Source organism: Clostridium bowmanii, from assembly GCF_018861315.1.
Lineage (GTDB): Bacteria > Bacillota > Clostridia > Clostridiales > Clostridiaceae > Clostridium_AD > Clostridium_AD bowmanii.
Map to the genome: position 1 here is coordinate 53,796 of NZ_JAHLDL010000008.1, position 25,511 is coordinate 79,306.

General features: G+C 31.0%; 19 protein-coding genes, 1 other RNA gene and 1 pseudogene. 5 read left to right on the forward strand and 16 right to left on the reverse strand.

Features of this window, described 5'->3' with window-relative positions:
• Positions 1–119 precede the first annotated feature (119 nt).
• The 3 genes from KPL51_RS07220 to KPL51_RS07230 all read left to right on the forward strand — a co-directional run bounded on the left by KPL51_RS07220 (position 120) and on the right by KPL51_RS07230 (position 3,349).
• Entirely contained in the window at positions 120–1,310 is a 1,191-nt protein-coding gene (locus KPL51_RS07220) for a pyridoxal phosphate-dependent aminotransferase (RefSeq protein WP_216158948.1), read from the forward strand.
• A gap of 441 nt (positions 1,311–1,751) precedes the next feature.
• On the forward strand, positions 1,752–2,153 hold the full coding sequence (locus KPL51_RS07225; RefSeq protein ID WP_224853951.1) for a DUF5658 family protein: 402 nt from the start codon (positions 1,752–1,754) through the stop codon (positions 2,151–2,153).
• A gap of 83 nt (positions 2,154–2,236) precedes the next feature.
• Entirely contained in the window at positions 2,237–3,349 is a 1,113-nt protein-coding gene (locus KPL51_RS07230; protein WP_216158952.1) for a DUF362 domain-containing protein, read from the forward strand.
• 458 nt (positions 3,350–3,807) lie between these two features.
• Here the strand turns inward: KPL51_RS07230 and truA are convergent, their stop codons facing one another.
• Both truA and KPL51_RS24470 read right to left on the reverse strand, forming a co-directional pair.
• Positions 3,808–4,548, reverse strand: coding sequence for a tRNA pseudouridine(38-40) synthase TruA (gene truA, locus KPL51_RS07235; protein WP_216158954.1), 741 nt, complete (start codon positions 4,546–4,548; stop codon positions 3,808–3,810).
• A gap of 151 nt (positions 4,549–4,699) precedes the next feature.
• The gene (locus KPL51_RS24470) at positions 4,700–4,828 is read right to left on the reverse strand and encodes an AraC family transcriptional regulator (RefSeq protein ID WP_376770078.1); all 129 of its coding nucleotides are present in this window, start codon (positions 4,826–4,828) and stop codon (positions 4,700–4,702) included.
• 212 nt (positions 4,829–5,040) lie between these two features.
• Between KPL51_RS24470 and KPL51_RS07245 the strand changes: the two genes are divergently transcribed.
• A complete protein-coding gene (locus KPL51_RS07245) occupies positions 5,041–5,307 on the forward strand; it encodes an SWEET family sugar transporter (protein ID WP_216158958.1) in 267 nt (88 codons plus the stop codon).
• Positions 5,308–5,501: 194 nt separating this feature from the next.
• On the opposite strand, the gene KPL51_RS07250 is transcribed toward KPL51_RS07245, so the two are convergent.
• The 6 genes from KPL51_RS07250 to KPL51_RS23980 all read right to left on the reverse strand — a co-directional run bounded on the left by KPL51_RS07250 (position 5,502) and on the right by KPL51_RS23980 (position 12,934).
• Positions 5,502–6,866 (reverse strand): vWA domain-containing protein, encoded by a 1,365-nt coding sequence (locus KPL51_RS07250; RefSeq protein ID WP_216158961.1) that lies wholly within the window; start codon positions 6,864–6,866, stop codon positions 5,502–5,504.
• 8 nt (positions 6,867–6,874) lie between these two features.
• Positions 6,875–7,993: an ATP-binding protein gene (locus KPL51_RS07255; protein WP_216158963.1), complete on the reverse strand. Its 1,119-nt coding sequence runs from the start codon at positions 7,991–7,993 to the stop codon at positions 6,875–6,877.
• A 13-nt stretch (positions 7,994–8,006) separates the two neighbouring features.
• The gene (locus KPL51_RS07260; protein ID WP_216158965.1) at positions 8,007–8,810 is read right to left on the reverse strand and encodes a hypothetical protein; all 804 of its coding nucleotides are present in this window, start codon (positions 8,808–8,810) and stop codon (positions 8,007–8,009) included.
• 346 nt (positions 8,811–9,156) lie between these two features.
• Positions 9,157–9,345, reverse strand: a non-coding RNA gene (gene ssrS, locus KPL51_RS07265) — 6S RNA.
• A 169-nt stretch (positions 9,346–9,514) separates the two neighbouring features.
• Positions 9,515–10,870: an L-cysteine desulfidase family protein gene (locus tag KPL51_RS07270; RefSeq protein WP_216158967.1), complete on the reverse strand. Its 1,356-nt coding sequence runs from the start codon at positions 10,868–10,870 to the stop codon at positions 9,515–9,517.
• A gap of 276 nt (positions 10,871–11,146) precedes the next feature.
• Positions 11,147–12,934: a sigma-54-dependent Fis family transcriptional regulator gene (locus tag KPL51_RS23980; protein ID WP_216158969.1), complete on the reverse strand. Its 1,788-nt coding sequence runs from the start codon at positions 12,932–12,934 to the stop codon at positions 11,147–11,149.
• Between the two features lie 236 nt (positions 12,935–13,170).
• Here KPL51_RS23980 and KPL51_RS07280 point away from each other — a divergent pair.
• Positions 13,171–13,494 (forward strand): annotated as a pseudogene (locus tag KPL51_RS07280) (DUF421 domain-containing protein); the annotation flags it as partial.
• Positions 13,495–13,693: 199 nt separating this feature from the next.
• On the opposite strand, the gene KPL51_RS07285 reads toward KPL51_RS07280, so the two are convergent.
• The 8 genes from KPL51_RS07285 to pyk form a co-directional block, all read right to left on the reverse strand.
• Positions 13,694–15,853, reverse strand: a complete 2,160-nt coding sequence (locus KPL51_RS07285) for a HelD family protein (protein WP_216159109.1) — start codon at positions 15,851–15,853, stop codon at positions 13,694–13,696.
• A gap of 130 nt (positions 15,854–15,983) precedes the next feature.
• Entirely contained in the window at positions 15,984–17,072 is a 1,089-nt protein-coding gene (locus KPL51_RS07290) for a dipeptide epimerase (RefSeq protein ID WP_216158971.1), read from the reverse strand.
• 295 nt (positions 17,073–17,367) lie between these two features.
• Complete coding sequence (gene pepV / locus KPL51_RS07295) at positions 17,368–18,759, reverse strand: dipeptidase PepV (RefSeq protein WP_216158973.1); 1,392 nt, start codon at positions 18,757–18,759, stop codon at positions 17,368–17,370.
• 373 nt (positions 18,760–19,132) lie between these two features.
• Positions 19,133–19,648 carry a signal peptidase I gene (gene lepB / locus KPL51_RS07300; RefSeq protein ID WP_216158975.1) on the reverse strand — a complete coding sequence of 172 codons (516 nt, stop codon included), beginning with the start codon at positions 19,646–19,648 and terminating at the stop codon, positions 19,133–19,135.
• Between the two features lie 341 nt (positions 19,649–19,989).
• Positions 19,990–21,234 (reverse strand): hypothetical protein, encoded by a 1,245-nt coding sequence (locus KPL51_RS07305; protein ID WP_216158977.1) that lies wholly within the window; start codon positions 21,232–21,234, stop codon positions 19,990–19,992.
• Between the two features lie 128 nt (positions 21,235–21,362).
• Positions 21,363–22,754: a 23S rRNA (uracil(1939)-C(5))-methyltransferase RlmD gene (rlmD, locus tag KPL51_RS07310; protein ID WP_216158979.1), complete on the reverse strand. Its 1,392-nt coding sequence runs from the start codon at positions 22,752–22,754 to the stop codon at positions 21,363–21,365.
• Between the two features lie 189 nt (positions 22,755–22,943).
• Complete coding sequence (locus tag KPL51_RS07315) at positions 22,944–23,303, reverse strand: DUF1540 domain-containing protein (RefSeq protein WP_216158981.1); 360 nt, start codon at positions 23,301–23,303, stop codon at positions 22,944–22,946.
• A gap of 415 nt (positions 23,304–23,718) precedes the next feature.
• On the reverse strand, positions 23,719–25,479 hold the full coding sequence (gene pyk / locus KPL51_RS07320) for a pyruvate kinase (RefSeq protein ID WP_216158983.1): 1,761 nt from the start codon (positions 25,477–25,479) through the stop codon (positions 23,719–23,721).
• Between the last annotated feature and the right edge of the window lie 32 nt (positions 25,480–25,511).

Genomic DNA, 25,511 nt, shown 5'->3' on the forward strand with positions numbered 1-25,511 from the left:
CTCATATATGATACGTGCTATAACAACTTGTATGTAATCGTTTAAAACTATGGTATTATTAAAGATAGAATTAGATTAAAATTTAACCATATGACAAAATAGAAAAGGGGACTTTTAAAATGATATCTAACAAAATGCAAGATTTGGTAGCTAATAGTTCTATAATAAGAGCTATGTTTGAGGAAGGTAAACGATTATCTAGTATTTATGGTGAAGAAAACGTTTTTGATTACAGCATCGGTAATCCTAGTGTTGCACCACCTGAGATTATTAAAATGGAAATCAATAAAATTTTAAATGAAACTGCTCCTAAACTTGTACATGGGTATATGAATAATTCTGGATATGAAGATGTTAGATCCAAAATTGCTGAATTTCTAAATAAAAAACATAATGTAAATATTTCACTTGCTAACATAGTTATGACTTGTGGAGCAGCTGGTGGATTAAATATTTTGCTTAAAACATTACTTAACCCTGAGGATGAAGTTATTGTCTTCTCACCATTTTTTGGAGAGTATAGAAACTATGTAAATAATTTTGATGGAAATCTAGTAGTGGTTCCTACTAATACTGATACCTTTGAACCTGATATGCAAGCATTAAAAGATAAAATAAATAGCAAAACAAAAGCAATTATTATAAATTCTCCAAACAATCCAACCGGTGTTATTTATTCTGAAAAAGTTATACAAGACTTATCAAAATTGCTTTGTGAAAAAGAGGAAGAATTAGGTACAAGCTTATATCTAATATCTGACGAACCATATAGAGAGATAGTTTATGACAATGCTTTTGTTCCATATATTATAAAATACTATAAAAATTCCTTTATTGGATATTCATATAGTAAATCGCTATCACTGCCTGGTGAGAGAATCGGGTATGTAGTTGCAAATACAGATATGGATTCCTTTGACGAAATAATGAAATCATTAAATGTGGCCAACAGGATTTTGGGCTTTGTAAATGCACCATCACTTTTCCAGAAGGTTATTTCAAATTGCCTAGAGGCTGAAGTTGATGTCAGTATATATAAGCGTAACAGAGATATTTTATACAATCATCTTATAAACATAGGTTTTAAATGTGTAAAACCAGAAGGGGCATTTTATTTATTCATTAAAACACCAATAGCGGATGATATAAAATTCTGCCAGAATGCAAAACAATTTAACCTATTATTAGTACCGGGGTCAGCATTTGGATGCCCAGGACATGCAAGGTTATCTTATTGCATCGCTTATGATAAAATACAAAATTCCCTACCAGCTTTTGATAAATTAGCTGAATTGTACAATATCAAATAATTTGATAAATTTCTAATAAACCTTTATATTCTCTATTTAATAAAACAATAGAAATGCTCATATTAAAATATGGGCATTTTTATTGTTTTATTGCCTTAGAATTTTTCCTTATCCAATCTCTAATTTCCTGAAATCCTACCTTAAATAATTTATTTCACTCCCTGCATTTAAACTTAGCATTGATATATTTCATAGTTATGCTTGACCCCTCCCATTACTTTCTGAAATACCTATTATCTCGCTAGTTATAGAATACTCTTGCATCAAATCATCACCTTTTAAAATATTGTTCCCCTCTTTCTCACTACTCACCTTTAGATTGCGTATATTTATTTTTTATATGCGAACACTAGGCACATAAAAATAAACTTTCATAGCATAGAATATTATATTCATACTTTCACTATATATACTAACCTTTCAATGGAGGTGTTTACATTGATGCTTTTTATAAAAACCTATACATATGAAAATATAAAATATAAGCTTTTAATATTATATCTGCTGAATGTAACAGATATATTATTCACTGTTTTACTTCTTTCTACAGGCTTATTTGCGGAGGCAAACTTCTTAATGGTAAAAGCAATACAAAGCCCATCCACTAGTTTTATATTAAAAATTGTGCTTCCAGCCGTTTTATTGTTATATATATACATTAGAATGAAAAATGCAAGTGAACTTCAATTAAAACAATCTAACATTATTCTTAATATTATTACTGGTGTTTATATTCTGATCAATATTTTTCATTTAATATGGTTTTTTCTATTTCTCTTCACTCAGAATATACCTAAATTTGAGAGTGCTATAATTGGAAGACTTTATCAAAATATGATATAATAATAGAAATATGTTTACTGCCAACTATCCTAAATGGATATAGTCTATTTACTAAAAATTCATAAATTTCAGGAGGTAAGTTAATGAACAAATCAAAAGTATATTTTACAAACTTAAGAACAAAGCCAGGGTGTAATCTATTAGATAAGCTTCAAAAACTTGTGGTAGAGGCTGGAATTAAAAATATTGACTTCAAAGATAAATTTGTAGCTGTAAAAATTCATTTTGGAGAGCCAGGAAATCTTTCCTACATAAGACCAAACTATGCTGCGAGTATTGTCAAACTTATTAAAGAACTTGGTGGTAAACCTTTCCTTACAGATTCAAACACCTTATACTCTGGAAGAAGACATAATGCAATAGACCATATTGAAGCTGCTATGGAAAATGGTTTTAATCCCATTTCTGTTGGATGTAACTTAATAATAGCAGATGGTTTAAAGGGTGGAGATTATAGGGAAATTCCCATCAACCAAAAACATTGCAAGACTGCTAAAATTGGTTCAGCCATTGCAGATTCAGATATAATTATTTCTATGACACATTTTAAAGGCCATGAAATGACAGGCTTTGGTGGAGCATTAAAGAACTTAGGTATGGGCTCCGGTTCTGTTGGTGGAAAACTTGAAATGCATTCTGCCTCTAAGCCTTTTATGAAATCAAAGAACTGTGTAAGTTGTGGAATGTGTATTAAGAATTGTCTACACGAGGCAATAACTTTTGATGAAAACAAAAAAGCAACCATAGATTATGATAAGTGTATAGGCTGTGGCCAATGCGTTGCAGTATGTCGTTTTGACTCAGCAACAATAAAATGGAATGAATCTGCTGATAGTGCTAATGAAAAAATTGCAGAATATACTTATGCTGTTATTAAAGACAAACCAAATTTTCATATTAGCTTTATTATGAATGTTTCCCCTAATTGTGATTGTTCACCAGAAAACGATGTGGCAATTGTTCCAGATATAGGTATGGCTGCTTCCTTTGATCCAGTAGCATTAGATAAGGCCTGCGTTGATATGGTTAACAATGCAACTGCATTAAATTCGACGGAGCTTTCTGATAGACATTATCATGAAGGACAAGATAAATTTTCTCATATACATCCTGATACAAATTGGAAAGTCGGACTAGACCATGCAAAAGCTATTGGCATCGGTACTGACGAATATGAGCTAGTAATAGTTAAATAGAAAAGAAAAAAAGGATATATTACGCGTATTGTAATACGATTAATGCATTCACTTCGCTAAGAACTACTAATTTTATTTTTAATTGTAGATAAATTCCTCATATACACCCCATAACGTAATATCTATTGGACTGCTTAAAATAATAGCAAAATACTGAGTTTTAAATTTCTCCGGAGTGACTTGCGACACGAAGCGAAGAAACTATTGAAATTGCATTTAGAAATTTTTCTTTTGAGAATATAAAATTCTCGTAAGCCTGACAGGATGTCAGGCTAGTGAACCCGAGGCAGGACGCCGAGTGTGAACGCATAACAATTAATAATTGTTATGTTCCCCAGAGAACTACCCAGAGGATAGAGAATTTTATGTGATCAAAAGATTAGAATTTCTTAATGGAATTTCTAGTTTTTAGTTCGTGATTGCAAGGCATGCAGGAGATATTCTACACTTATTTATTCTTAATATTCAACATTTCTCAATGATAACCCCTTTGATTTAGCCATTAAAGTATATTTTGACTCTGTTTTTTCAGTTAACAATGTCTCTATATCCTCTACCTCAAGCTTACCTTCCCCTATATCTAAAAGGCTAGCTATAATAATCCTTACCATATTCCATAAGAAATCATCAGCATTAATCTCTATCTCAACCATTCCATTTTTATCTGTTATGTTTATGTAATTAATAGTTTTAGTAGTGGATTTATTATTATTATCTGTTACAGTAGCAAACCCTTGAAAGTCATGACACCCAACTAAAATTTCCGCTGCAATTCTCATTTCTTCCAAATTTAGATTAGCCTCACTGTGATACACATATTTTCTATTAAATACATTTCTAAACTCATTAATATTAATCTTATACACATAAGTAATTGATTTTATGTTAAATCCAGCATGAAATCTTTCACTTGCTTCCACCATAGATTTCACTGTTATATCTTCTGGTAAAAATTCATAAAGATAATCCAAAATTGCGTCAATACTTAAATCAGAATTAATATGAAAGTTTGCAGTATAATTTTCAGCATGTACCCCTACATCAGTTCGCGCGCAGCCTTCAACCTCAATATCTTCACTTGCCATTTTAGATAATACACTTTGAATTTTACCTTGCACCGTTAAGTCATTATCCTGTTGCTTTTGCCATCCTTTATATCTACTTCCATCATATGCTAATATCATCTTTAAATTTTTCATATATATTTATCCGCCTCTAACTTATTCGATTATTCATGATTTAATTTTACCCCATGAACACTTTAATTATAACTTTTCTATTAGAATAAAGCTATTACATTTTTCTCTTTCGAGGCAACAAACGATAACACCATTTGCAGTGGATCATTACTTATGCATAATTGCAATTTCTATACACCCTTGGTGAAACCCCCACTATTGCTTTGAAAGCCCTACTAAAATGACTTTGATCATAAAATAGTGCTTTAAATATTTCCACTGGATTTACAAATGTCTTCACTTCTAAGGAAATACAATTAAACAAGGGGATAATCTTAGCACCTATGTAATTTAGAATATTTAAATTATAGGTTTTATTTCTTCAGAAACAATAAAAACATAATAAACTTTTAATTCAAATTGATAACTTTATAATAAGATTTGAACAAATATGTTTTTTAAACTGTTATACTGAAACTATAAATAAATTTTTATCTTTTTAGGGGGAAAACAATGATTACAACAATTGGCTTTATGGCCGCAGCATTTACAACACTATCCTTTTTACCACAAGCAATTAAAGTAATAAAAACTAAAAACACTTCTGGAATTTCCTTTAGCATGTACCTTATGTTTACCATAGGAGTTTTCTTATGGCTTGTATATGGAATTTATACAAGACAAGCATCTGTAGCACTCGCCAATGCTATAACACTTGTATTTGCATTAATAATTTTAAAACATACTTTTGACGATTTAAAAAAAGCTAAGAAAGCTTAAGTATAATAAGAAATAAAACCATTCTCCTAAAAGGATGCTGGTTTTATTTCTTTTCTTCTACACCTATATCAAGTATGAACTTTCTACGCAGTGACTTGCAATAAGAAGCGCAGAAACTATTGAAATTTCTTAATCAAATTTCCAGTTTCAAGTTCTGTTGCAAGGCACGCAGGAGAAAGTTTATACTTTGCCTGTTAGTAAATTGGTTCGTGATTATTCCCGGAAAAACCATCTACCATTACATCTAGCCTATCCTCAGTATCTTCTTTTATTTCTACAGGTTTTAGTTTTTTTACTGTACCAAAAGGTTCACTTAATGAAAGTTTATCTCCACTTCCTGATATAACCCACAGTGTTTTATAGCCTTTAGGAGTTACCCCTAGGTTTACTTCACCCTTTCCATCTGTAAAATATATTAATATGTTTGTATCAGTATTATTTACATAATCAAAAACCGGAGTAAACTTTGTACCTCCACCTGCAATAGAACGTTCACGTACACTACTTACGGATTTCACCTTGTATGCTTGTCTTATTTCTGTATCGCATTCAAGCAATGTTATTTCATGTTTATAAGTTTTTACAATATTAAAAACTTCTTTTATTGCTCCATGAAATTCCTCATCACTTATGCTACCACTTATATCTATAGCCAGGGTAATCCTAGCTGTATGCCCTCTAAGTTCTCCCCTTAAATCTAATCTATTAGGTTGACGTCTACTTCTTCTTGTAATAGTCTTTTTTCTGTCACCTTCTAATGTTCCCATCATTTTTTTCAGATACATATTCCAAGGAATTTCAGCTTTTTTACCTGAAAGTCCCTTAAGCATGCCCTCCAAATAAAGAGGAACTGCACCTTTATCAGATAGTCTTACAAATTTTTCGGTAAAATTTTTGAGTGTATCCTCGTCCATTTCTGTGGATTCTTCCCACATGTCATGAGTTTTAGAAGCATCATATTCTTTTTCTATGTGAGAATCCTTAGAATCATCTTGCTGACTCTCATCTTTTTCCTCTAATAAATTTAGAGCCATTTGAATTTTATCAGTATAATACTCCATGGCCATATAAGGCTCCATATTTAAACTATACTTAAAATTTATACTATCTAAAGTTGTAGCAAAATGTGGAAGTTCCTTTAGATGTTGATTCACCACTATATCCATTGCCAAATTAATAGCCAAGGTACTATATTTTACTTTAAGCACCCTTGCACGGTTTAAATGAAATGATAATATGTGATAAATTTCATGTTTAATAGTGCTTTTCATTTGGTCTCCTGTAAGATTTAAAAAAATATAGGGATTGAAGTAAATTACATATTTAGATAGTTTAAAATTTACAGCTGTAGGCGAGCTTATATCATATTTTATCTCTCTAGACATTTGCAGAAGAAAATATCCATAAAAGTTTTCATTATCTTCTATAAGCATAAAATTAACCATGGTAACAAGCTTCAAAAAATCTTCATTAAAATTCTTTGGCATGTTTTCATCAATTTTCACATTAGAAATCTCGTCATAAAGCGAGCTTTTAAGGCTTTCAAATATTTTTCCCATACTATCACCTAGCCTTTTATTTCATTATAAGCCTTAAAATACATTTCAATGAAAGCTTCATTTTCTAAACATAACTTATAGACACTAGAATAACTTTCCTTAATATCCTGCATAATTCCTATACCTAGATCAACAGGATATATTTTTAAAAATTCTACAAATCTTTCTATATCACTATTCAAAATTTCTTTTCTATTTAAAGTATGTAAAATATTCTTAGCAATTAAATATAATCTGGTGTGGCTTTCTTTTTTTACTTTTGAAATAACTTCTTGTGATAACTTTGAATGTGCAAATACCTCTTCATAAGAAATTAGTGGTTCATTATTCTCCTCTGTAAAAGCCATAAACTCATGTGCAATTCTATCCCCTAAATTTCCTTTTATAATATTCAAAAGTATTCTTTTAGGAATCTTATTTTCACCTTTTTTATATATTTTATAGGTTTTAGATACTCTTTCAAAGCTTCTAGGGGTCGCTCTTATTTGCTCATCCTTTAACGTGTTCTGTAAGTATTCTGGGAAAGTAGATATAAATTCTATAACCTTTTGCTCCAAGTTATTTTCAATAGCCCAGCTCAGCCAAGCTTTAGAATCACTTTCCATATCAAGCCAAACAAATCTATTTTCCTGTGCTGAGTCCATATCAACTACTTGATAATCAACATCATCTCCGTATTTACTAGAAGGGTTCATTGCAGCTAAGATTTTCACTTTATCACTAAGCTCATATCCATTTATATCTCTATTTAGTATAAGATTCATAAGTTCTTGTTGCACAGTATGCTCACAGCGATTTATTTCATCAATAAATAAAAACACTTCTTTACCATCCCGTATCAAGTTATCTATTTCCTGTAGCTTTGTGTGAATAGCATAAACAGTACTTTTTTTACTAACAACCATACCTCTATCATTCTTAAAACTATAGTCCTCAACAGTTGGAAGACCACCTATTTCCCCTTCTTTTAGAAGGTTACCATCTATAACAACTAAGCTCCAGCCTCTCTTTTCTGCCAGTTCTTTAGCTAGAGCAGTTTTTCCTATTCCACTTTCTCCTACAACTATTGGGACTTCATCCGTTTCTATAACAAGTTCTACACTTAGCAAAGTATCCTTAAAATTCATAATTTATCTCCTCTTATACCATCTTCAGCTTTTCGTCCACTGCTATTCTTTTACATTGTTTACTACCATATTTATAAATAAAAATGGTTTTGTCCACCGATATATTCCCATGTTTTTCACTTATGCTTTCACAATTTATAAAATCTCTAACATATTTATCTGGTACATCTTCTTTAGATAATACTTCTTTAAAAGCCATCTCAACAGCATCTATTGATAGATCATTAATAAAATATTTCATTACTAAAGCATTATGCTTTAAAAACAATATTTTCTTAGCTTCATCCAAATCTGAAATGAACTTTATAGCACCTTCATTTTCAGTAATAGCCAATATTTCTGCATTTACTGTTGCATTTTCTATATATCTTAAGGTCTCATAATTTTTTTCTATAGCTAGAAGTTGTATTTCCTCAATTGGGTTGTCTATAAATCTTATAGAGTCATAATCTTTTTCTATAGCTAATTTTTGTAATAGGGCGCTAGGGCTTTTCGCATATTTTATTGCGTACCCCTTTTGCTCAATGCCCACTTTTATCAATTCTTCTGAAGGATTTTCGATAAAATCTAAAGTATTCCAAAGCTTTGACACAACATATTTTTTCATATCATAAGTTGGGTTTTCTATAAACTCAATGGCCATAGAATTGCTTTTTATTGCCATGTCCTGCATTTCTTTTGTAGGATTTTTTATATAACGTATCATTATACCATCTTTTTTTATAGCCCTAAGTTTCATTTCATCGCTAGGATTTTCAATGTTTTTTATAATAATTGGGTTACTATCTATCATTTGAAGAACTTTATCTTCTTTCATAAAAATACACCTCTATATTAGGCATTTTCAAAATGCAATTAATCATTATTCTATTTTTTGAAAGAGCCTTATTAATTTAAAACAATTATAATTATACCATAAAAAAGGAAAGCATAAATAATTGTTATCCGTTCCCAACAAATTAAGTTAATTTTTTTAGTTTAAAGTTTAATTAGTTATTAACCGTCCCCACTCAATCGCACTCAATCGCACTCATTTGTGCATCTGCATCCATCTGCATCTGATTGAGTTAAGTTATTAACTAATACTCACTTTTAATTATTTTATAAAAATAAAAAAAAGAGATATTTCTATCTCTTTCCTAAACGAATCAAAATTTTAAAATTTATAATCCAAGGTACCGTTGCCCTAATTTTTACACCTATCTTTATGATAGGTGGGTGTCCTCAGAGATGTTTAGCAGTCCTTGCCAATTAAATATTGGGCTTATAGGCCTAATATGCACCTAGATCTTGAACTCCCGTATAAATATTGTAGGTTGAAAATAAGAGCTTGACGAATATCCCAGAAATATAGATTTATATAAAATTTGAATACGTTTAATTACTATTTATTAATTTCATTATATCAGAGTTAAAATAAATTTCAATAGTAAATTATGTTTTTTAATAAATTTTTTTATCTTTTTTTATACAAAATCGGGAATATAATAGCTACTTACATTATATTTATAAAATTTAATTTTATGCAATTATGCCTATTTTATTTAAATATTCTTTTGAACTTTCCTTTATTACCATGCTCTTATGATTCTTTTGCATTCTCTTCATAGTCTTTAATATAACAGTATCAGCAACATTCATTCCCTCTGAAGATAAAATTCCTAAATTCATAATTGTGTCTTCTGCGGTTTCTGCTACAATGCCATTTCTTGCTGGTACAATACAATCATTTATAGCCAAAACTGCGGATTGTACTGCAACTGATGCAGATGTTGAAAGCTTTAATGCACAGCCTTCCTTAGCACCATCACATATCATACCACTAGTGTTTGCAATGGTATTAACTATAACTCCATCTATTTGATCATAACTAGCACCCATAAGCCATGCTATAGCTATTCCTGCTCCAGTGCCAGCTGCAACACCACAGGCACAAAGTGCTGATAGCCTTCCAATATAATGTTTTATATAGCTGTTCATAATATGACTTATTGCCACTGCTTTAGCAAGTTTTTCATCACTCACATTAAATTTATTCTTATATGCTACAATAGGCAAAATTGCTGTAAGTCCATTGTTTCCACTTCCGTTACTGCTCATAACAGATAAATTTATTCCTGACATTCTCGCATCGCTGGCAGATGCTGTTAACATCATTGAAGAGGTCATTAAGTCCTCAGACAGAAACCCTTGCTCTATACTTTTCTTAAGACCAAAGCCAACTCCCATGCCCATTTTGCTCTCTAGTCCAACCTTAGCTATTGCTTCATTCATTATTACTCCATCTAACATAAAAGCAATGTCTTCATGAGGAATCTTCTCAATTTCGCTTATAATTTCTCTTATCTTTAAGCTATATAAAATATTTTTCACCGTATTGCTGGTTTTATCGTCTTTTCTTATATCTAAAAAAACTTTTCCTAGACTTTCTATATAAACAAATCTATTATGTTTACCGCTTATAATTACTCTACAATTGCCCTTATCCGTCACAAGATTTACCTCCACATAAATCTTATCTGTAGTATCTTTAATATCTAATGATAATTTTCCACTATTTAAAAGTTCTTTTGCAAGTTGAACTTGCATTTCATTAATTCCTTCCAGTACTCTCAAATCCTTTTCACTTTCTCCACCAATAAAACCAAGTGCTGCTGCAATATAAAGCCCAACTTCCTGAGTATTGGGAATACCAACAGACAATCCATTTTTGTAAATGTTGGCACTAACAAATACTTCTGCACTTTCTATATAATTATAAGTCATTAATTCTTTAGCCTTTGCACAGGCAAGAGCAACAGCTACTGGCTCTGTACATCCCATGGCAGGAACAACTTCTTCCCTCAATGTTTTAACTATAAGATTTCTTAATTTCATAAGATCACTCCCTCTATAAATTATCCTAATTCATTTTAAATAAAACATACTACCTACTTAGCAGTTATTTTTGAAGCTACCTACCCTGCTATAGCAATATGCATTGGAACAAAATCAATATATCAAAAATATATGTAGTTGTTATGAATGTTTTTTAGATGTCTACTATACTTTAAAGCAATATTCATGCCAATAGAATTGGGCGGATAATAGTCATTCAAATACTCATTTTCTCAAAATGATAGAAAACAATGAAAAACAGTATCAAAATGAGATTTAATTCTCATTTTGATACTGTTTAATTTCATATTCCTTTATCTTTCTATATAATGTTGCTCTACTTAATTCTAAAGCCTGGGCAGCCTTTGTAATTGCTTGTTTGCTATGTCCAAAATGTTCTAGTGCCTTTTGTATTTCTTTTTTCTCTAATTCCTTAATAGACATAATACCTACATTTTCATGACTAACTACCATATTTTCTAAACCATTCAATCTTTTTGGTAGGTCATTGCATCTTATAACAGAACTACCACACATATTTACAGCATATTCTATAGTATTTTCAAGTTCACGTACATTGCCTGGCCATTGATAATTCATAAAAACTTCTAAGACATTATCCTCTATTTTGTTTATATGCTTTTCTAGCTTAGCATTACATTTATCTAAAAGATAATCCATTAGAACTACTATATCTTCTTTTCTATCTCTAAGTGGGGGTATATTAAGAGGAATTACATTTAATCTATAAAACAAATCCTGTCTAAACTCTCCTTCTAACACTTTTTTTTCTAAATCTTTATTAGTAGCTGCAATAATTCTTACATCTATAGGAATAGCTTCTTTTCCACCAATCTTCTCAATAGTGTACTCCTGTGCTACCCTTAAAAGTTTAGTTTGAAGATGAATTGGCATATCTCCAATTTCATCCAAAAATATTGTTCCCTTATTAGCTAATTCAAATTTCCCTGCCTTACCACCTCTTCTTGCTCCTGTAAACGCGCCATCTTCATATCCAAAAAACTCACTTTCTAGAAGTTGCTCTGGAATAGCAGCGCAATTTATGGCAATAAAAGGTCCCTTTGCTCTATTGCTATTAAAGTGAACAGCCCTAGCAAATAGTTCTTTTCCCGTTCCACTTTCTCCTTGAATAAGTACTGTCGAAGTAGATTTCGAAGCTTTTTTTGCTTCTTCTTTAACCTGTTCTAAGCAGTAACTACTACCTATAATGCTATCAAAAGAAGTAACCATAGTACCTGTAGTCATACTATTTACTGTTTTTAACAAATCAGAAATATTACTAAAAGCACATACTATGCCAAAGCTTTTGTCACCTATACTAATAGGCTTTGCATCAAAAACCCCTCTAAAATGATAATTACTACCCTTATACGTAAATTCTTTATTGCTTAAGTTTTTATGCTTTTCAATAAGAATATTAAAATCTAAACTGCCAATAAGATTTTTTATATTAGTATCTAAAATTTGGTTTCCATTAAGATTAAATAGCTCTAATGCTTTGGTGTTGTAATGAAGGATATTTCCTGCATGATCCGCTGCTATAATTCCTCTATCTACAGCATCAAGAACTATCTCAAGTTCACTTGCCAAAAGCTTTATTTGTTCTGTATTTTCTTCTTCCGTTAGCTTTGATGATATCAGATCTGCCATTCTATTTAAAAATTTCATAAGGTTCTCTTTATTATTTATAATAGCATCACGCTGCTCTTCTTCAAAAGCAATAAGTCCTATAACTCCAACCGTTTCATTGCCTACATGAATCGGACAACAAACCTCTGCAAACTCCTCACAATTTTGGACATTCTCACACTTTAAACAAGCAAAATGTTTCCTAGGGTTTTCAATAATAAAGCTTTCCCCCTGCGTTAATGCAAAACCAAAAGCAGATTCTTCATTCACTTTTTCTCCAATACAATTTCTATACCTTCCAGTGCCTGCTATCCTATTGTAATTATTATCTACAACAGTCACATCTACTCTTATAACACTTGCTATTGCTTCAGAAATCTTCTGAACATTCACAACAATTTTTATTAAATCCATCTTTATCATCCTTTTGTTTTTTTATAGATTCTCCCTTATTATATATCCGGTGACACCAGCGTGGCAAGTGGCAAGTTTATTAGCTAGACCTCTTGGTTTGAACCAGGGACGGTTAACAATTAATTGACTTGTAGCGCTGGGGACACTTAACAACTTATTGAACTATTTTATTTGAATTTCTAAAATTAATACAAATCATAAATATGGGGATAATATTATTGAAGGAAGGTGTTCCTATGAATGAGGGTCTAATAGTACTAGTGAGAGGCATAATCGGATTTTTTACCTTATTGATATTTACTAGAATTCTTGGCAAGCAGCAAGTTAGTCAACTTACTTTTTTTGATTATGTAGTTGGTATAACCATCGGGTCCACAGCCTCGACTCTAACAACAGATTTAACTAGTAACGCATGGCCACATTGGGTAGGATTAGTTACTTGGACTTCTTTATGCCTTATTTTACAATTCATAACTCTTAAATTAAAGGTTGCTGAAAAATACTTAGATGGTGAACGTGCTATTCATATTTTTCATATGCAACTTCATAAAGTCACTTTACATTCTTATAACCTATTTCCCTCCCACTGTCTATTTTGAACTTACTCTTTTTTCTTATATTATGCTAACAAAAGTATAGATTGCGTGGAATGCATTTGAGCAAGCCTTAGAAATTTAGAATTTCTTGGCGACGCGAATGCATTCTAGCAATCTATACTTTTAGTTATAGCATAATATAAGAAAAAACCCTTAGTCCAATTTAGATCAACCTTTTTTTAACAACATGAAGTTCGTGTAATGCTCTTGTTGCCATAACATACCTAAGCTTATCCTCTTGCTTATAATGAGTATGCTTACTATCTGTTGTAGCACTGGGCTGATCTAGCACCATAATAACAGCATCAAACTCAAGACCCTTAGCAAAGTATGATGGTATCACTACGACTCCACTATGATAAACTGCGGTTTCTTTATTTAAAATCTTAACATTAGCACTATCATTAATTAATTTGTAGATTTTCTCTGTTTCTTTTATGTCCTTGCAAATAATTGCAATATTTTCATAAGTTTTAGTTTTAAAATCTGCAATTTTTTGTACCATATAGCTTTTAACTTCATCCACATTATCAATTAATTGTTCCGTTACTGTTTCACCATTTCTTACTATGGGAACAATAGGCTCTGTACTCAAATATTTATTAGCATATTCCATAATTTCCACAGTAGATCTATAACTTGTATTTAGTTTAAACTCCTGAACATTACATTGTGGAAGTATATTTTTCAAATCGTGCATAGGGAGTATGCCTTCATATGGAATAATTCTTTGATTACTGTCTCCAACTATAGTAAAGGATGAACACCTTGTTAATTCCTTAATTACTAAGAACTGAAGAAGATTATAATCTTGTGCTTCATCTATTACTACATGTTTTATTTCCTCAGACATTTTTATTCCTTCAAGCTTAATTTTAAAATATAAAATACCACCTAAATCATTTTCTGTTAATGTCTTATATCCATTGATTTTATTGTATAAATCAACACAATTTCCATTTTCGAGCCATGTAAGATTTCTTTTTAACTTTATAACTTCTTTAATAACTTCTCGTATATTAAGCTTCCTATTAAATTCTAAATCATTTACTTTAAAGCTCTTCTCTTCCTCTGATAATGCAGCTACGGTTTTTTCATATTCCTTTTGTATAAATCTAACTTTTTCGTCTCTAACATCTCTTATCTTAGAATAAATAATTCTTTTAATTTTCTTACTTCTTCTAAATAAAGGCATAGTTTTATAATAATTATAAAACATTTCCATTATGTCTTCTCTGGATAGAATTAAACCATTCATAAACATTAAATCTTCTATTTTAAAATAATCAGCATCTAATTTTTCAACCGCTTTATCTAGAAAGTCCTTATACTGCGTAGAATTCTTATACCTAATATCTTCTGTAAACTCCTCTTCTCCACTAAGAACCTTTTCCATATATTCTTTTAAACTCATTACTTCATCTATCTCTAATAAATCAAAAGCAAAGTCTCTAAAAGTTGTTTGTTTAACTCCTGATTCTCCAAGGCTTGGGAGTACGGTAGATATATATTCCATAAATACATTGTTAGGACCCAATATTAGAACCTTATCTTGAAGTATTTTTCTGTAATTATAAAGTAAGTATGCTACCCTATGAAGAGCGATAGTAGTTTTCCCACTGCCTGCAACTCCATCTACTACTATTGTTTTAGTTCTTGGTTGTCTTATTAAATCGTCTTGTTCCTTTTGTATAGTCATTATTATATCTTTCAATTTTTCTGAAGCATTACTGCTAAGCACCATTTGAAGTATCTCATCTTTTATATCTAGCGCTGAGTCAAACATACCCATAAGTTTTTCTTTTTTTATAATATATTGTCTCTTTGCTAAAATGTTTACCAATATCTTTTCTTTAGGAGCATCATAAAAAGCCTCACCTAGTGCTCCCGTATAAAATAAGGATGCAATTGGAGCCCTCCAATCTACTATTAATGGTTCATAAACATCTTCTGGGGTAACTCCAAATCTTCCGATATACATCTTATTTATTCCAATATCTTCTTCTGAAAAATCAATTCTTCCAAAATAAGGGGAACTTTTAAGCTCCGTTAACTCCTTAAGCCTTCTATCAATAGTTCTGAAAGCTTCTTCCTTTACATATATCTCATGATCAAAATACTCAATTACCATATCTTCATCATCTCTGTAGTCTTCAATTACTTTTTTCCTATATTCTAAAATATATTTAGTGATTTCCTTCCTTTTTTCAATATATTTTAAAATTTCTTCGCTAATTATTTCAACATCAACCTTTAGTTTTTCTTGTTCTATATTGAACTCTAGCTGTTTTTTTAATTCCACTTGTAATAGATTAGCATCCATATCATATTCATTATTTTTCAAAACTATTACCCCACTTACCTCACTATATTTTTTAATACACTTTATCTTTAAATAAACACCAAGATAGTATCCTAGTCTTGTGTATTTTTATGTGTATAACTTCTTATATTTATAAAATTTCATTCCACCCAATGATATCTGAAATACCAAGACCTGGAGAATCATTCATACTTATTGTGTTTCCTATCACAGATGCTCCACCAATTATTGAATCTTTCTCAAATAACAACATAGTATCTAGGTCTGCTTTAATCAAATTAGATTTTGATGCTGCAAAACTAGCAGCTGCAGTTATGCCCATTCTACTTTCTAGCATGCATCCCATCATACATCTTATACCCATATTTTCTGCCATGTTATACATTTTTATTGCATTATTTATGCCACCACACTTCATAAGTTTTATGCTTATAAGATCTGCTGCTCTTCTTTCAATTATCTTAAATGCATCTGATGGACCAAATACTGCTTCATCTGCAAGAATCTTTGTATCAACATTGTCTGTAACATATTTTAGTCCATCTATATCCCAAGCATTAACCGGTTGCTCAACAAACTCAATATCCAGGCCCATGTCTTCGAATTTTCTAATAATGCTTACAGCTTCCTTTGGTCTCCAACCTTGATTAGCATCCACCCTTATTTTTATTCCCCGCCTTACTGCTTTCCTCACTGCTTTTACTCTCTCTATATCAAGGTTTGGGTCATTACCAATTTTTACTTTCAAGCAAAGATAGCCAGCCATTATAGCTTCTAAAGATTTTTCAACCATATTTTCCACCGTATCATTTGATATTGTAAGATCTGTAGTCAATGACGTTTTATATCCACCCAAAAATTTATAAAGTGGAATTCCATATTTCTTGCAAAGCAAATCATATATAGCAATATCAATAGCAGCTTTCGCACTATTATTTGCATGAATAGAATTATGAATTACTTTCATAATTTCTTCAAGATTATCAATGTCTAGACCTAAAATATCAGGTTTAATATAATTTATTGCGCCAATAATTGAATTCGGTGTTTCACCAGTTATAGAAGGTGTTGGCGCAGCACTACCAAATCCTACTTCCCCAGTATCTGTAATCATTTTTATAACTATTTCATCAGAATATGTAAGGAATCTCTTTCCTACTCTGTATGGTTGTATTAAAGGGGTATTAATTTTTCCCATTTTAATCTCTTTAATTTTCATAATTATCCCTCGCTAAATATTTAATATTTTTTTTATGGTGTTTAACTTATTCATAAAATAATCTATGAATAATTAATAGTATAATATTCAATTATACATCTATATTGGTTTTAATTCTATCGCTTTTGTATAAATTAATTACAAATTGTTCTTTTGTAATTTTTTTTAAATTTAATCCTTTAAAAATATTTAGGCCTATATCTTATTTTATAAAATATAGGCCTAAAAATTATTCAATTTCAACTTAAATATTTCACTTATAAAATAAGATACATATCTAAAAGTTATTTACTTCTTATTTTGCTAATTCATATAATGCATGAGCATATATTTTAGCATTTTTAATTAAATTATCAATTGTAATATATTCATTCTTTTTATGAATAGTATCGGGTTCTCCTGCGAACATTGGTCCAAATGCTACAGTATTAGGCATTTCTTTAGCATAAGTTCCTCCACCTATAGATAATAACTTAGCTTCTTCTCCAGTTTGCTCAGTGTAAACTTTTTGAAGTGTTTTAATAATTGGACTATCTGGTGAAAAGTATAATGGTGCTTGATGCTCAAATTTCTCTACTTTTATCCCAGTTCCTTCTATTTTACTATTAAATGGATTCATCATGTCTTCTAGTTTATTTGTTACAGGATATCTTAAATTTAAAGTCATTGTAACTGAATTTTCATCCATATTAACAACTCCAACATTAAACGACATTTTTCCTGAATCCTCATCTTCAAGACAAACTCCAAAAGACTCTCCGTGTGTTTCTAAACCTATATTTTTATTTAAAAATTCTATAACTTCTGACACATCATTTGTTCCAAAATCCACAGTTCCAAGGAAAGCGAATAATTGCATTATGGCATTTACTCCAAGTTCTGGTGTACTTCCGTGAGCTGCTTCACCTACAGATTTAATTACTACAATACCCTCTTTAACTTCTGCTGAAAGCTTATAATCCTTAGTTTTCGCAAAAGTATCCACTGCATTAATAATATTTTTTGCATCTTTAGCCACAATCCCAGCTTCGCAATAATCAGGTACTATGTTAGCTACTTGGCCACCCTTAAAGTACTTTATTTTGTTTTCACTCTGATTTTTATTTTTAAAATCTTTTACAATGTTGAAAATAGTTATACCTTTTTCACCATTAATTATTGGATATTCTGCATCTGGTGTAAAACCAGCAACTGGTGCTTTTTCTCTTTCTAAATAATAGTCAAGTTCCTTGCTTCCTGTTTCTTCATTAGTACCAAATAAAACCCTAATTCTTTTAGAAACTGGTAGTTTTGCATCTTTAATTGCTTTCAATCCATAAAGTGTTGCCATTATTGGTCCTTTATCATCTGTAGTTCCACGTCCATACATTTTTCCGTCATGAATTTCTGCAGCATAAGGTGGGTAAATCCAACCTTCTCCTTCAGGAACTACATCTAAGTGACCTAAGGCCAAAACATAATCTTCACCTTGTCCATATTCTGCATATCCAACATAACCGTCTAGGTTAACTGTATGAAAGCCTAATTTTTTCGCAGTATTTAAAGCACATTCTAATGTTTTAGCTACACCCTCACCAAAAGGCATTCCTGGTTTTGGTTCACTTTCTATACTCTTAATTCTTATAACCTCTTGAGTAGACTTAACAATATCCTCTTTCATAGCGTCAATTAATTTATTTAATTCCATATTAGTTTCCCTCCATTTATATTTTACACTAAGTGGCTTAGTGTGGATTAAGCCACTTAATGTGATTTAATGTATTAAAGTAGATTAATCTAAATAATAGCTTAATCTACTAAATCAGCTTTACTTTCACCTACAAAACAGTTAAGAGCCATAAAGGCTCTTAACTTACATTTTTCCTTTATTATTTCTTAAATAACATATTTTGTTCTATACTTAATTATAACATTAAATTGTTGTTTTATCTACTTTTGTAGCAAAGAGATAAATCCATAATTCTAATACAGATCTATTTTGAGCATCGGTACACCCTGCAATATTATCAAAAAATAAAAATAGCAGATATACGAACTTTCATTCATGCTCTGCTATTTTCTTATTTTAATTTTCCAAATGTACTAAAAGGACTAATTCTAATTCTTGCTTTGCCCATTATATCCTTCTTAGGTATATAAGGTTTTTCCCAATATCTTGCGTCTAGAGAATTTATTCTATTGTCGCCCATAAAAAAGTAACTATCTTCTGGCACTTTAAATGTACCTGTTTTGCCACCTGGGTATTTAACGTAACTCTCATCTATTTTAACCTTATTTACATACACTGACCCATCTTCTTTTATTTCTACTTCATCATTTGGTAGCCCAATAAGCCTCTTTATCAAATCTTCATCCAACTCATCAGAATGAAATACTACTACATCCCCATGCCCAAGATTATTTTTGTTATGAACCCTTGTTACTAAAATCTTATCTCCTAGGTTAATGGTTGGTAGCATGGACCCAGTTGGAACAGACACATTAAAGAAAATAACCTTATTTATGATAAACGCTATTATAATGGCTGCTACTATAGGTAATATCCAATCTTTTAATATCTTTTTTATAATATCCATGATTATCCCCTCTCAATTCAAACACATTAATATTTTATCACAATATTTATAATATATCATTATTTTAAATTCACCATATGTTAACAAATCATAAATTTTTACTATTTTTTACCTGTTAAATATTAAAACCACTAGCATTTTACCAAGTGTAGTTGAAATACAAATGTTAGGAGTTAATAATTTTAAAATTTTTTCATAAATCTTTTGTCAATAAAATCTTTTAATTAAAAAATAAGGAAGAACTTTCATAGCGTACTACGAGTTCTCCCTTAATTTCTAAAATCAGCACTTATTAAATAACTTATAATAATAACTAAAAAATTATTAACTTTTATGCTTTATTAATTTTTAGAATAATATTCCATAATTTTCGCCCAAACTCTTTGTGTTTCCTTAAACTCAGCATAATGTTTTTCCACATTTTTATCATATTTATCTAATTCATTTAAAATCTTACTAAACTCAGGTTTCCCAAAATATTCACAAACTTTAGGCAATACTTCCCTTAGTTGTTGTCTCATCTCTTTAATCTTTTCCTCATAAACAGGCCGCTGTGTTATATATATGAATAGTGGCTTGTAACGGATCCACCCTATACACGCCTTGTAAAAGCGAGTGGTAATCTGCTCTGTATCTGCTTTAATAAACTTAAGTCGTATTGGTAGAACTCCCTCTAAGAGGTAATTATAAGTAGAAAACCCATCATGAAATGTATAGCAAGGCACCTTCATAACTTTTCTATCACTTAAACAAGTAGCTAAAAAAGTATCCTCGCCTCTAGCTCCTGGTGGATTGTAAAACGGGAAAATACGACTAGGATTAGTAAGATTAATACAAAGATTAGCCCCTGAGATGAATTTGGAATGGTTTATTTCCTCTACCTCTGTTGCCTCATCACTTGTCAAAATCTTTGTATCAGCATAGGTTACCCCACCATTTTTCATGACTTTTTTCAAGGTATTCCAATTGACTATATCATTGCTGATAGCCTCAATAAACTTTTGGAAATCCCCTTCATTCATCTTATCATTAAATTCCATATACGGAATAGGTGAAATGTATCCACAATGGTGTCCATGGGTTATATCCGCATTCTCAATATATTTAAGGTGCTTTGATAAAACCTGCTGACCTCCCCAAATTACAGTATCCCTGGTACTAGTAACTGCCATAGGATATTCATCATCGTCTAGAAAGACTAGATAATCCATCTTATTCTTTATTGCGTAATATAGCACAGTATTCCGCTTAGCTGCATAACCCTTACCAAATATCAAAAGAGCTTCGTTAATATCTATTACATTTTCACTGATTAAATAGTCAATTTCTTCTCTTATATTGCTATTTCCAATAAATTCACTAATATCAATCTGTTTCAATAGTTCTGGATTTACATTTGTGAAATCTGTTATTTTAGTTTTATTATAATTTGTATCATATGCTACAAAAAGATTTAAACTGACACCCTCCTTTTGCATCAAACCGGATTCATACCAAGTATGTATATATGTCCTTAGAACCTTTTTAAAGCTCTTTCTTCCAGTGGCAAAACCTACTCCAACTTTAATATTCTTTTCCTTTTGCATTTCATCACTCCTCTTTATGCAAAATTCATCGTAGCCTATATAGTTACCTTTTAATTATATCACAATTAACCCACAAATTCACAAATGACTTATTTATTGTCTATACAACAAAAGTGATATTTTATGTCCTATTTCTTCTCTATCCTAGCAACGCACTCCACGTGAGATGTTTGAGGGAACATGTCCACTGGTTGAATCTCTAGTGTTCTATATCCTAGTTCATCTAAAATCCCTAAATCGCGAGCTAAAGTACCAGGGTCGCAAGAAACGTAAACTATAGTAATAGGTCCCATACTAGCAATTGCTTCTAAAAGAATTTTTTCACAACCCTTTCTTGGTGGATCAACTACCACTACATCAGCTCGTACTCCTTTACTAATAAGTTCTGGAATAACCACTTCTGCCTCTCCTACTATAAATTCTGCATTATCTATCTTGTTTTCTTTTGCATTTATTTTAGCATTTTCAATAGCTTCTGGTACTATTTCAACTCCATATACCTTTTTAGCTTTCTGAGATAAAAATAGTGATATAGTTCCTGTACCACAATAAGCATCTAGTACCACTTCTCCACCGCTTAAATTAGCATACTCTAGAGCTTTACTATACAATACTTCTGTTTGAGCTGAATTAACTTGGAAAAATGATAGTGGAGAAACTTCAAATTTAAATTCTCCTATGTAATCAGTTATAGCATCTTTTCCCCATAATGTTATGCAACGCGCTCCCAGTATTACATTTGTTTTTTCATTATTAATATTTTGTACTATACTAACAAGTCCTTGAATCTTCTTAGTCATTATAGCTATAAATTCTTCTTTATGTGGAAGTGCTTTACCATTAGTAACGAGCACCACCATTACTTCTCCTGTCCTAAAGCCTTTTCTAATCATAATATGTCTAAGTATACCTTGGTGGGTCTCCTCATTATAACTTTGAATATTACAATCTTTTATCCACTGCCTTGTAAGCTTTACCACAATATCTGCAGCCTTATCTTGAATATGACAAGTTTCATTGTTTATTATGTCATGACTCCTTGCAGCATAAAATCCAATGTCTACTCCACCATTTTTATTAGACACAGGTAATTGAACCTTGTTTCTATAATTATAAGGGCTATCCATTCCTAGTGTAGGGTGGATTATAACATCTTCTAATTTCCCTATTCTATTAATAACCTGTACTACTCTATTGGTTTTAAACTCTAATTGTCCCCTGTAGTCTATATGTTGTAGATTACAGCCTCCACAATTCTTATATATACTACAAACTGGCTCTATTCTCCTTTTCGATGATTCTATAATTTCCAATAATTTACCAAAAGCAAAATTCTTAGAAACCTTAACAATTTTTATTTTTACCACTTCGTCTACAATTGCACCCGCTACGAAAACCGTAAAGTTATCTATCTTACCTACACCTTCACCCTCGTATCCCATATTATCTATAGTCATTACATAATCCATGTTTTTCTCAACAGGAACAACATAATTATCAAATCTTTCATTATTTTTCATAAAATCTCCTCCCAACCTCAACCTAAATCTAAAACTATATCTATCATAAAAACCTATATCCATTTTACCATATTAAAAGCACCTGAAAAGAAATAAGCAGTCAAATATACCATGGATATCTGACTAATTATTTCTTTGAAGATGCCTTTTAGCATAATCTAAAAAAAATGCACACTTCACTAGTTTTCATTATTCTTCGAATGTCTCACATTGTGTTCTTTTGCTACTTAGCGCACCTGTGACATTTACCAAAATATTATCTGCTATACATAATTTTTTTTCATTATGCATACAATTTGTAGCATCACATCTAATACTTGGGCTCATCTCTATGGAGTCACTATTAAATACTTGCTTAATTTCACCAACTACATTCAGATTAAGTGCATTAGTTAAAGAATTCTTTAACCCTTTCTCAGCAAAAGTTTCACATTGTGTGGACTCACTGCTATGGGCATTTGACCCCAAAACATTTATAGTCCTAGCTGAACATATTCCTGTTACGTTATTGACACAAGTTGTTGCATTGCAACTTAAAGTTCCATTCATGATTTTACCTCCAACTATGTATTTTAGTTTATAGTTTGTATCTTTTGCTCTTATTATACTATATAAGTGAAAGATAAAGATAATTAATATCATATTCTTTTGATTTATTACTTTCATGATTTCATTTTTAAATGTATATTAACTTATGCATGATAACCCCCCTTATATTGAATCCAGAAGATTGCAAGACAGGTCTTCAAAAAAATGCAAATAAAAAAAAGCACCATATAGATGCTCAAATAGAATCAGTTGCCCTTCTTCTTTGTTCATAATTGTAACCATATTTGTTTTTATTATACATAATTTTATGTTACATGTAAAGATTTTTATAGTTTTCAAAAAAAGATTGCCAGTTATATGACAATCTTTAGCAAACTACCAGCCTAATTGCTAGTAATCTGCTATTTTAATTTATTTAGTTTTTTATATTAGCTCTTCCACTATAAACAATACCTCTAGCTGCATCCATAGTTATAAATGAACCCGTTTTAATTATTTCAGCTGCTCCTGTTGCATTGTATATTATTGGAATTTCTCTTTTTGTACATTCAATAACAACACTTGAGCTTAATTCATCTTCTTCTACTATAATTCCAGAAACTCTATCTAATATATCGATATAATCTCTGTTTAATGTTTTCATTACTAAGATATCACCATCTAGCATAGTATCATTAGCTTCTCTTGCATTCTTTACATGATAAGCTGTTCCACAAGCTGATGCGCTTATATTACCCTTACCTTTAAGTAATATATCACCAACTATATGAACTTTCATCATATTAGTACTACCTACAAAATTCGCTGGAATTCCAGCAGCTATAACTACTAAATCTCCCTTTTCTACGTAGCCTGCTTCTAAAGCAATCTTTACAGAATTATCTATAAGTTCATCTGTAGATTCTACTTTATCTGCACATACTGCATATACACCCCAGTTTAATGCTAAAGCCCTAGCTACCTTTTCATAAGGAGTAACAGCAATAACTGGACACTCTGGTCTATAAGCTGAAACTTTTCTAGCTGTATTACCACTTTGAGTTGCAGTAATAATAGCTGAAGCATTAAGTTCCATAGCTGTATTACAAGTAGCTAAACTAATAGCATTTGGTACATTAGGAATATGTGATTTTCCTTTTTTCTTTAAATTTTCTTGATAATTAAGAGCATTCTCAGCAGCTTTGGCTATTTTAGCCATTATCTCTACTGTCTCTATAGGATATTTACCATTAGCAGTTTCACCACTAAGCATTATTGCATCTGTACCATCAAATATTGCATTTGCAACGTCTGAAGATTCCGCTCTAGTTGGTCTTGGATTTCTCATCATAGAGTCAAGCATTTGAGTAGCTGTTATAACTGCCTTACCAGCAGCATTACATTTCTCAATAATCATTTTTTGAACTATTGGTACTTCTTCTGTAGGAATTTCAACTCCCAAATCTCCTCTTGCTACCATAATACCATCGGAGAACTTAATTATATCATCGATATTATTAACCCCTTCTCTGTTTTCAATCTTAGAGAATATTTGTATTTCTGCTCCACCATTTTCGTTAAGAACACGTCTTATATCAAGTACATCTGTTGCTTTTCTTACAAATGAGGCTGCAACAATATCAACTTCCTGCTCAACTCCAAATTTCAAATCATCAATATCTCTTTCTGTAAGAGGTGGAAGATTTATTGAAACTCCAGGTACGTTAACACCCTTATGATTTCCTACCATACCAGTGTTAGCTACTATACATTCGATCCTTTTACCCTTAACTTCTTGAACGATAAGACCTACTAAACCGTCATCAATAAGTATAGTATCATTAGGTTTAACATCTTCATATAATTTATTATATGTAACTGAGCAAACAGTTTCATCGCCCATAACTTCCTCACCACAAACTATAGTAAATTTTGCGCCTTCTTTTAATTCAAGTTTACCTGCTGCAAAATCTCCTGTTCTAATTTCTGGTCCCTTAGTATCGAGTATTATAGCGATATGCTTATTATGTTCACTTCTTAATGCCTTTACTAAGTCCATTCTACCCTTATGTTCAGCATGGTCTCCGTGAGAAAAATTATGCCTTGAAGCATCCATTCCCGCATCCATTAATCCTTTTATTATTTCGCTGTTATCACTAGCTGGTCCTACTGTACATATAATTTTAGTTTTTTTCATAAACTTCTCCCCTTATTTAAGTTATTTTTATT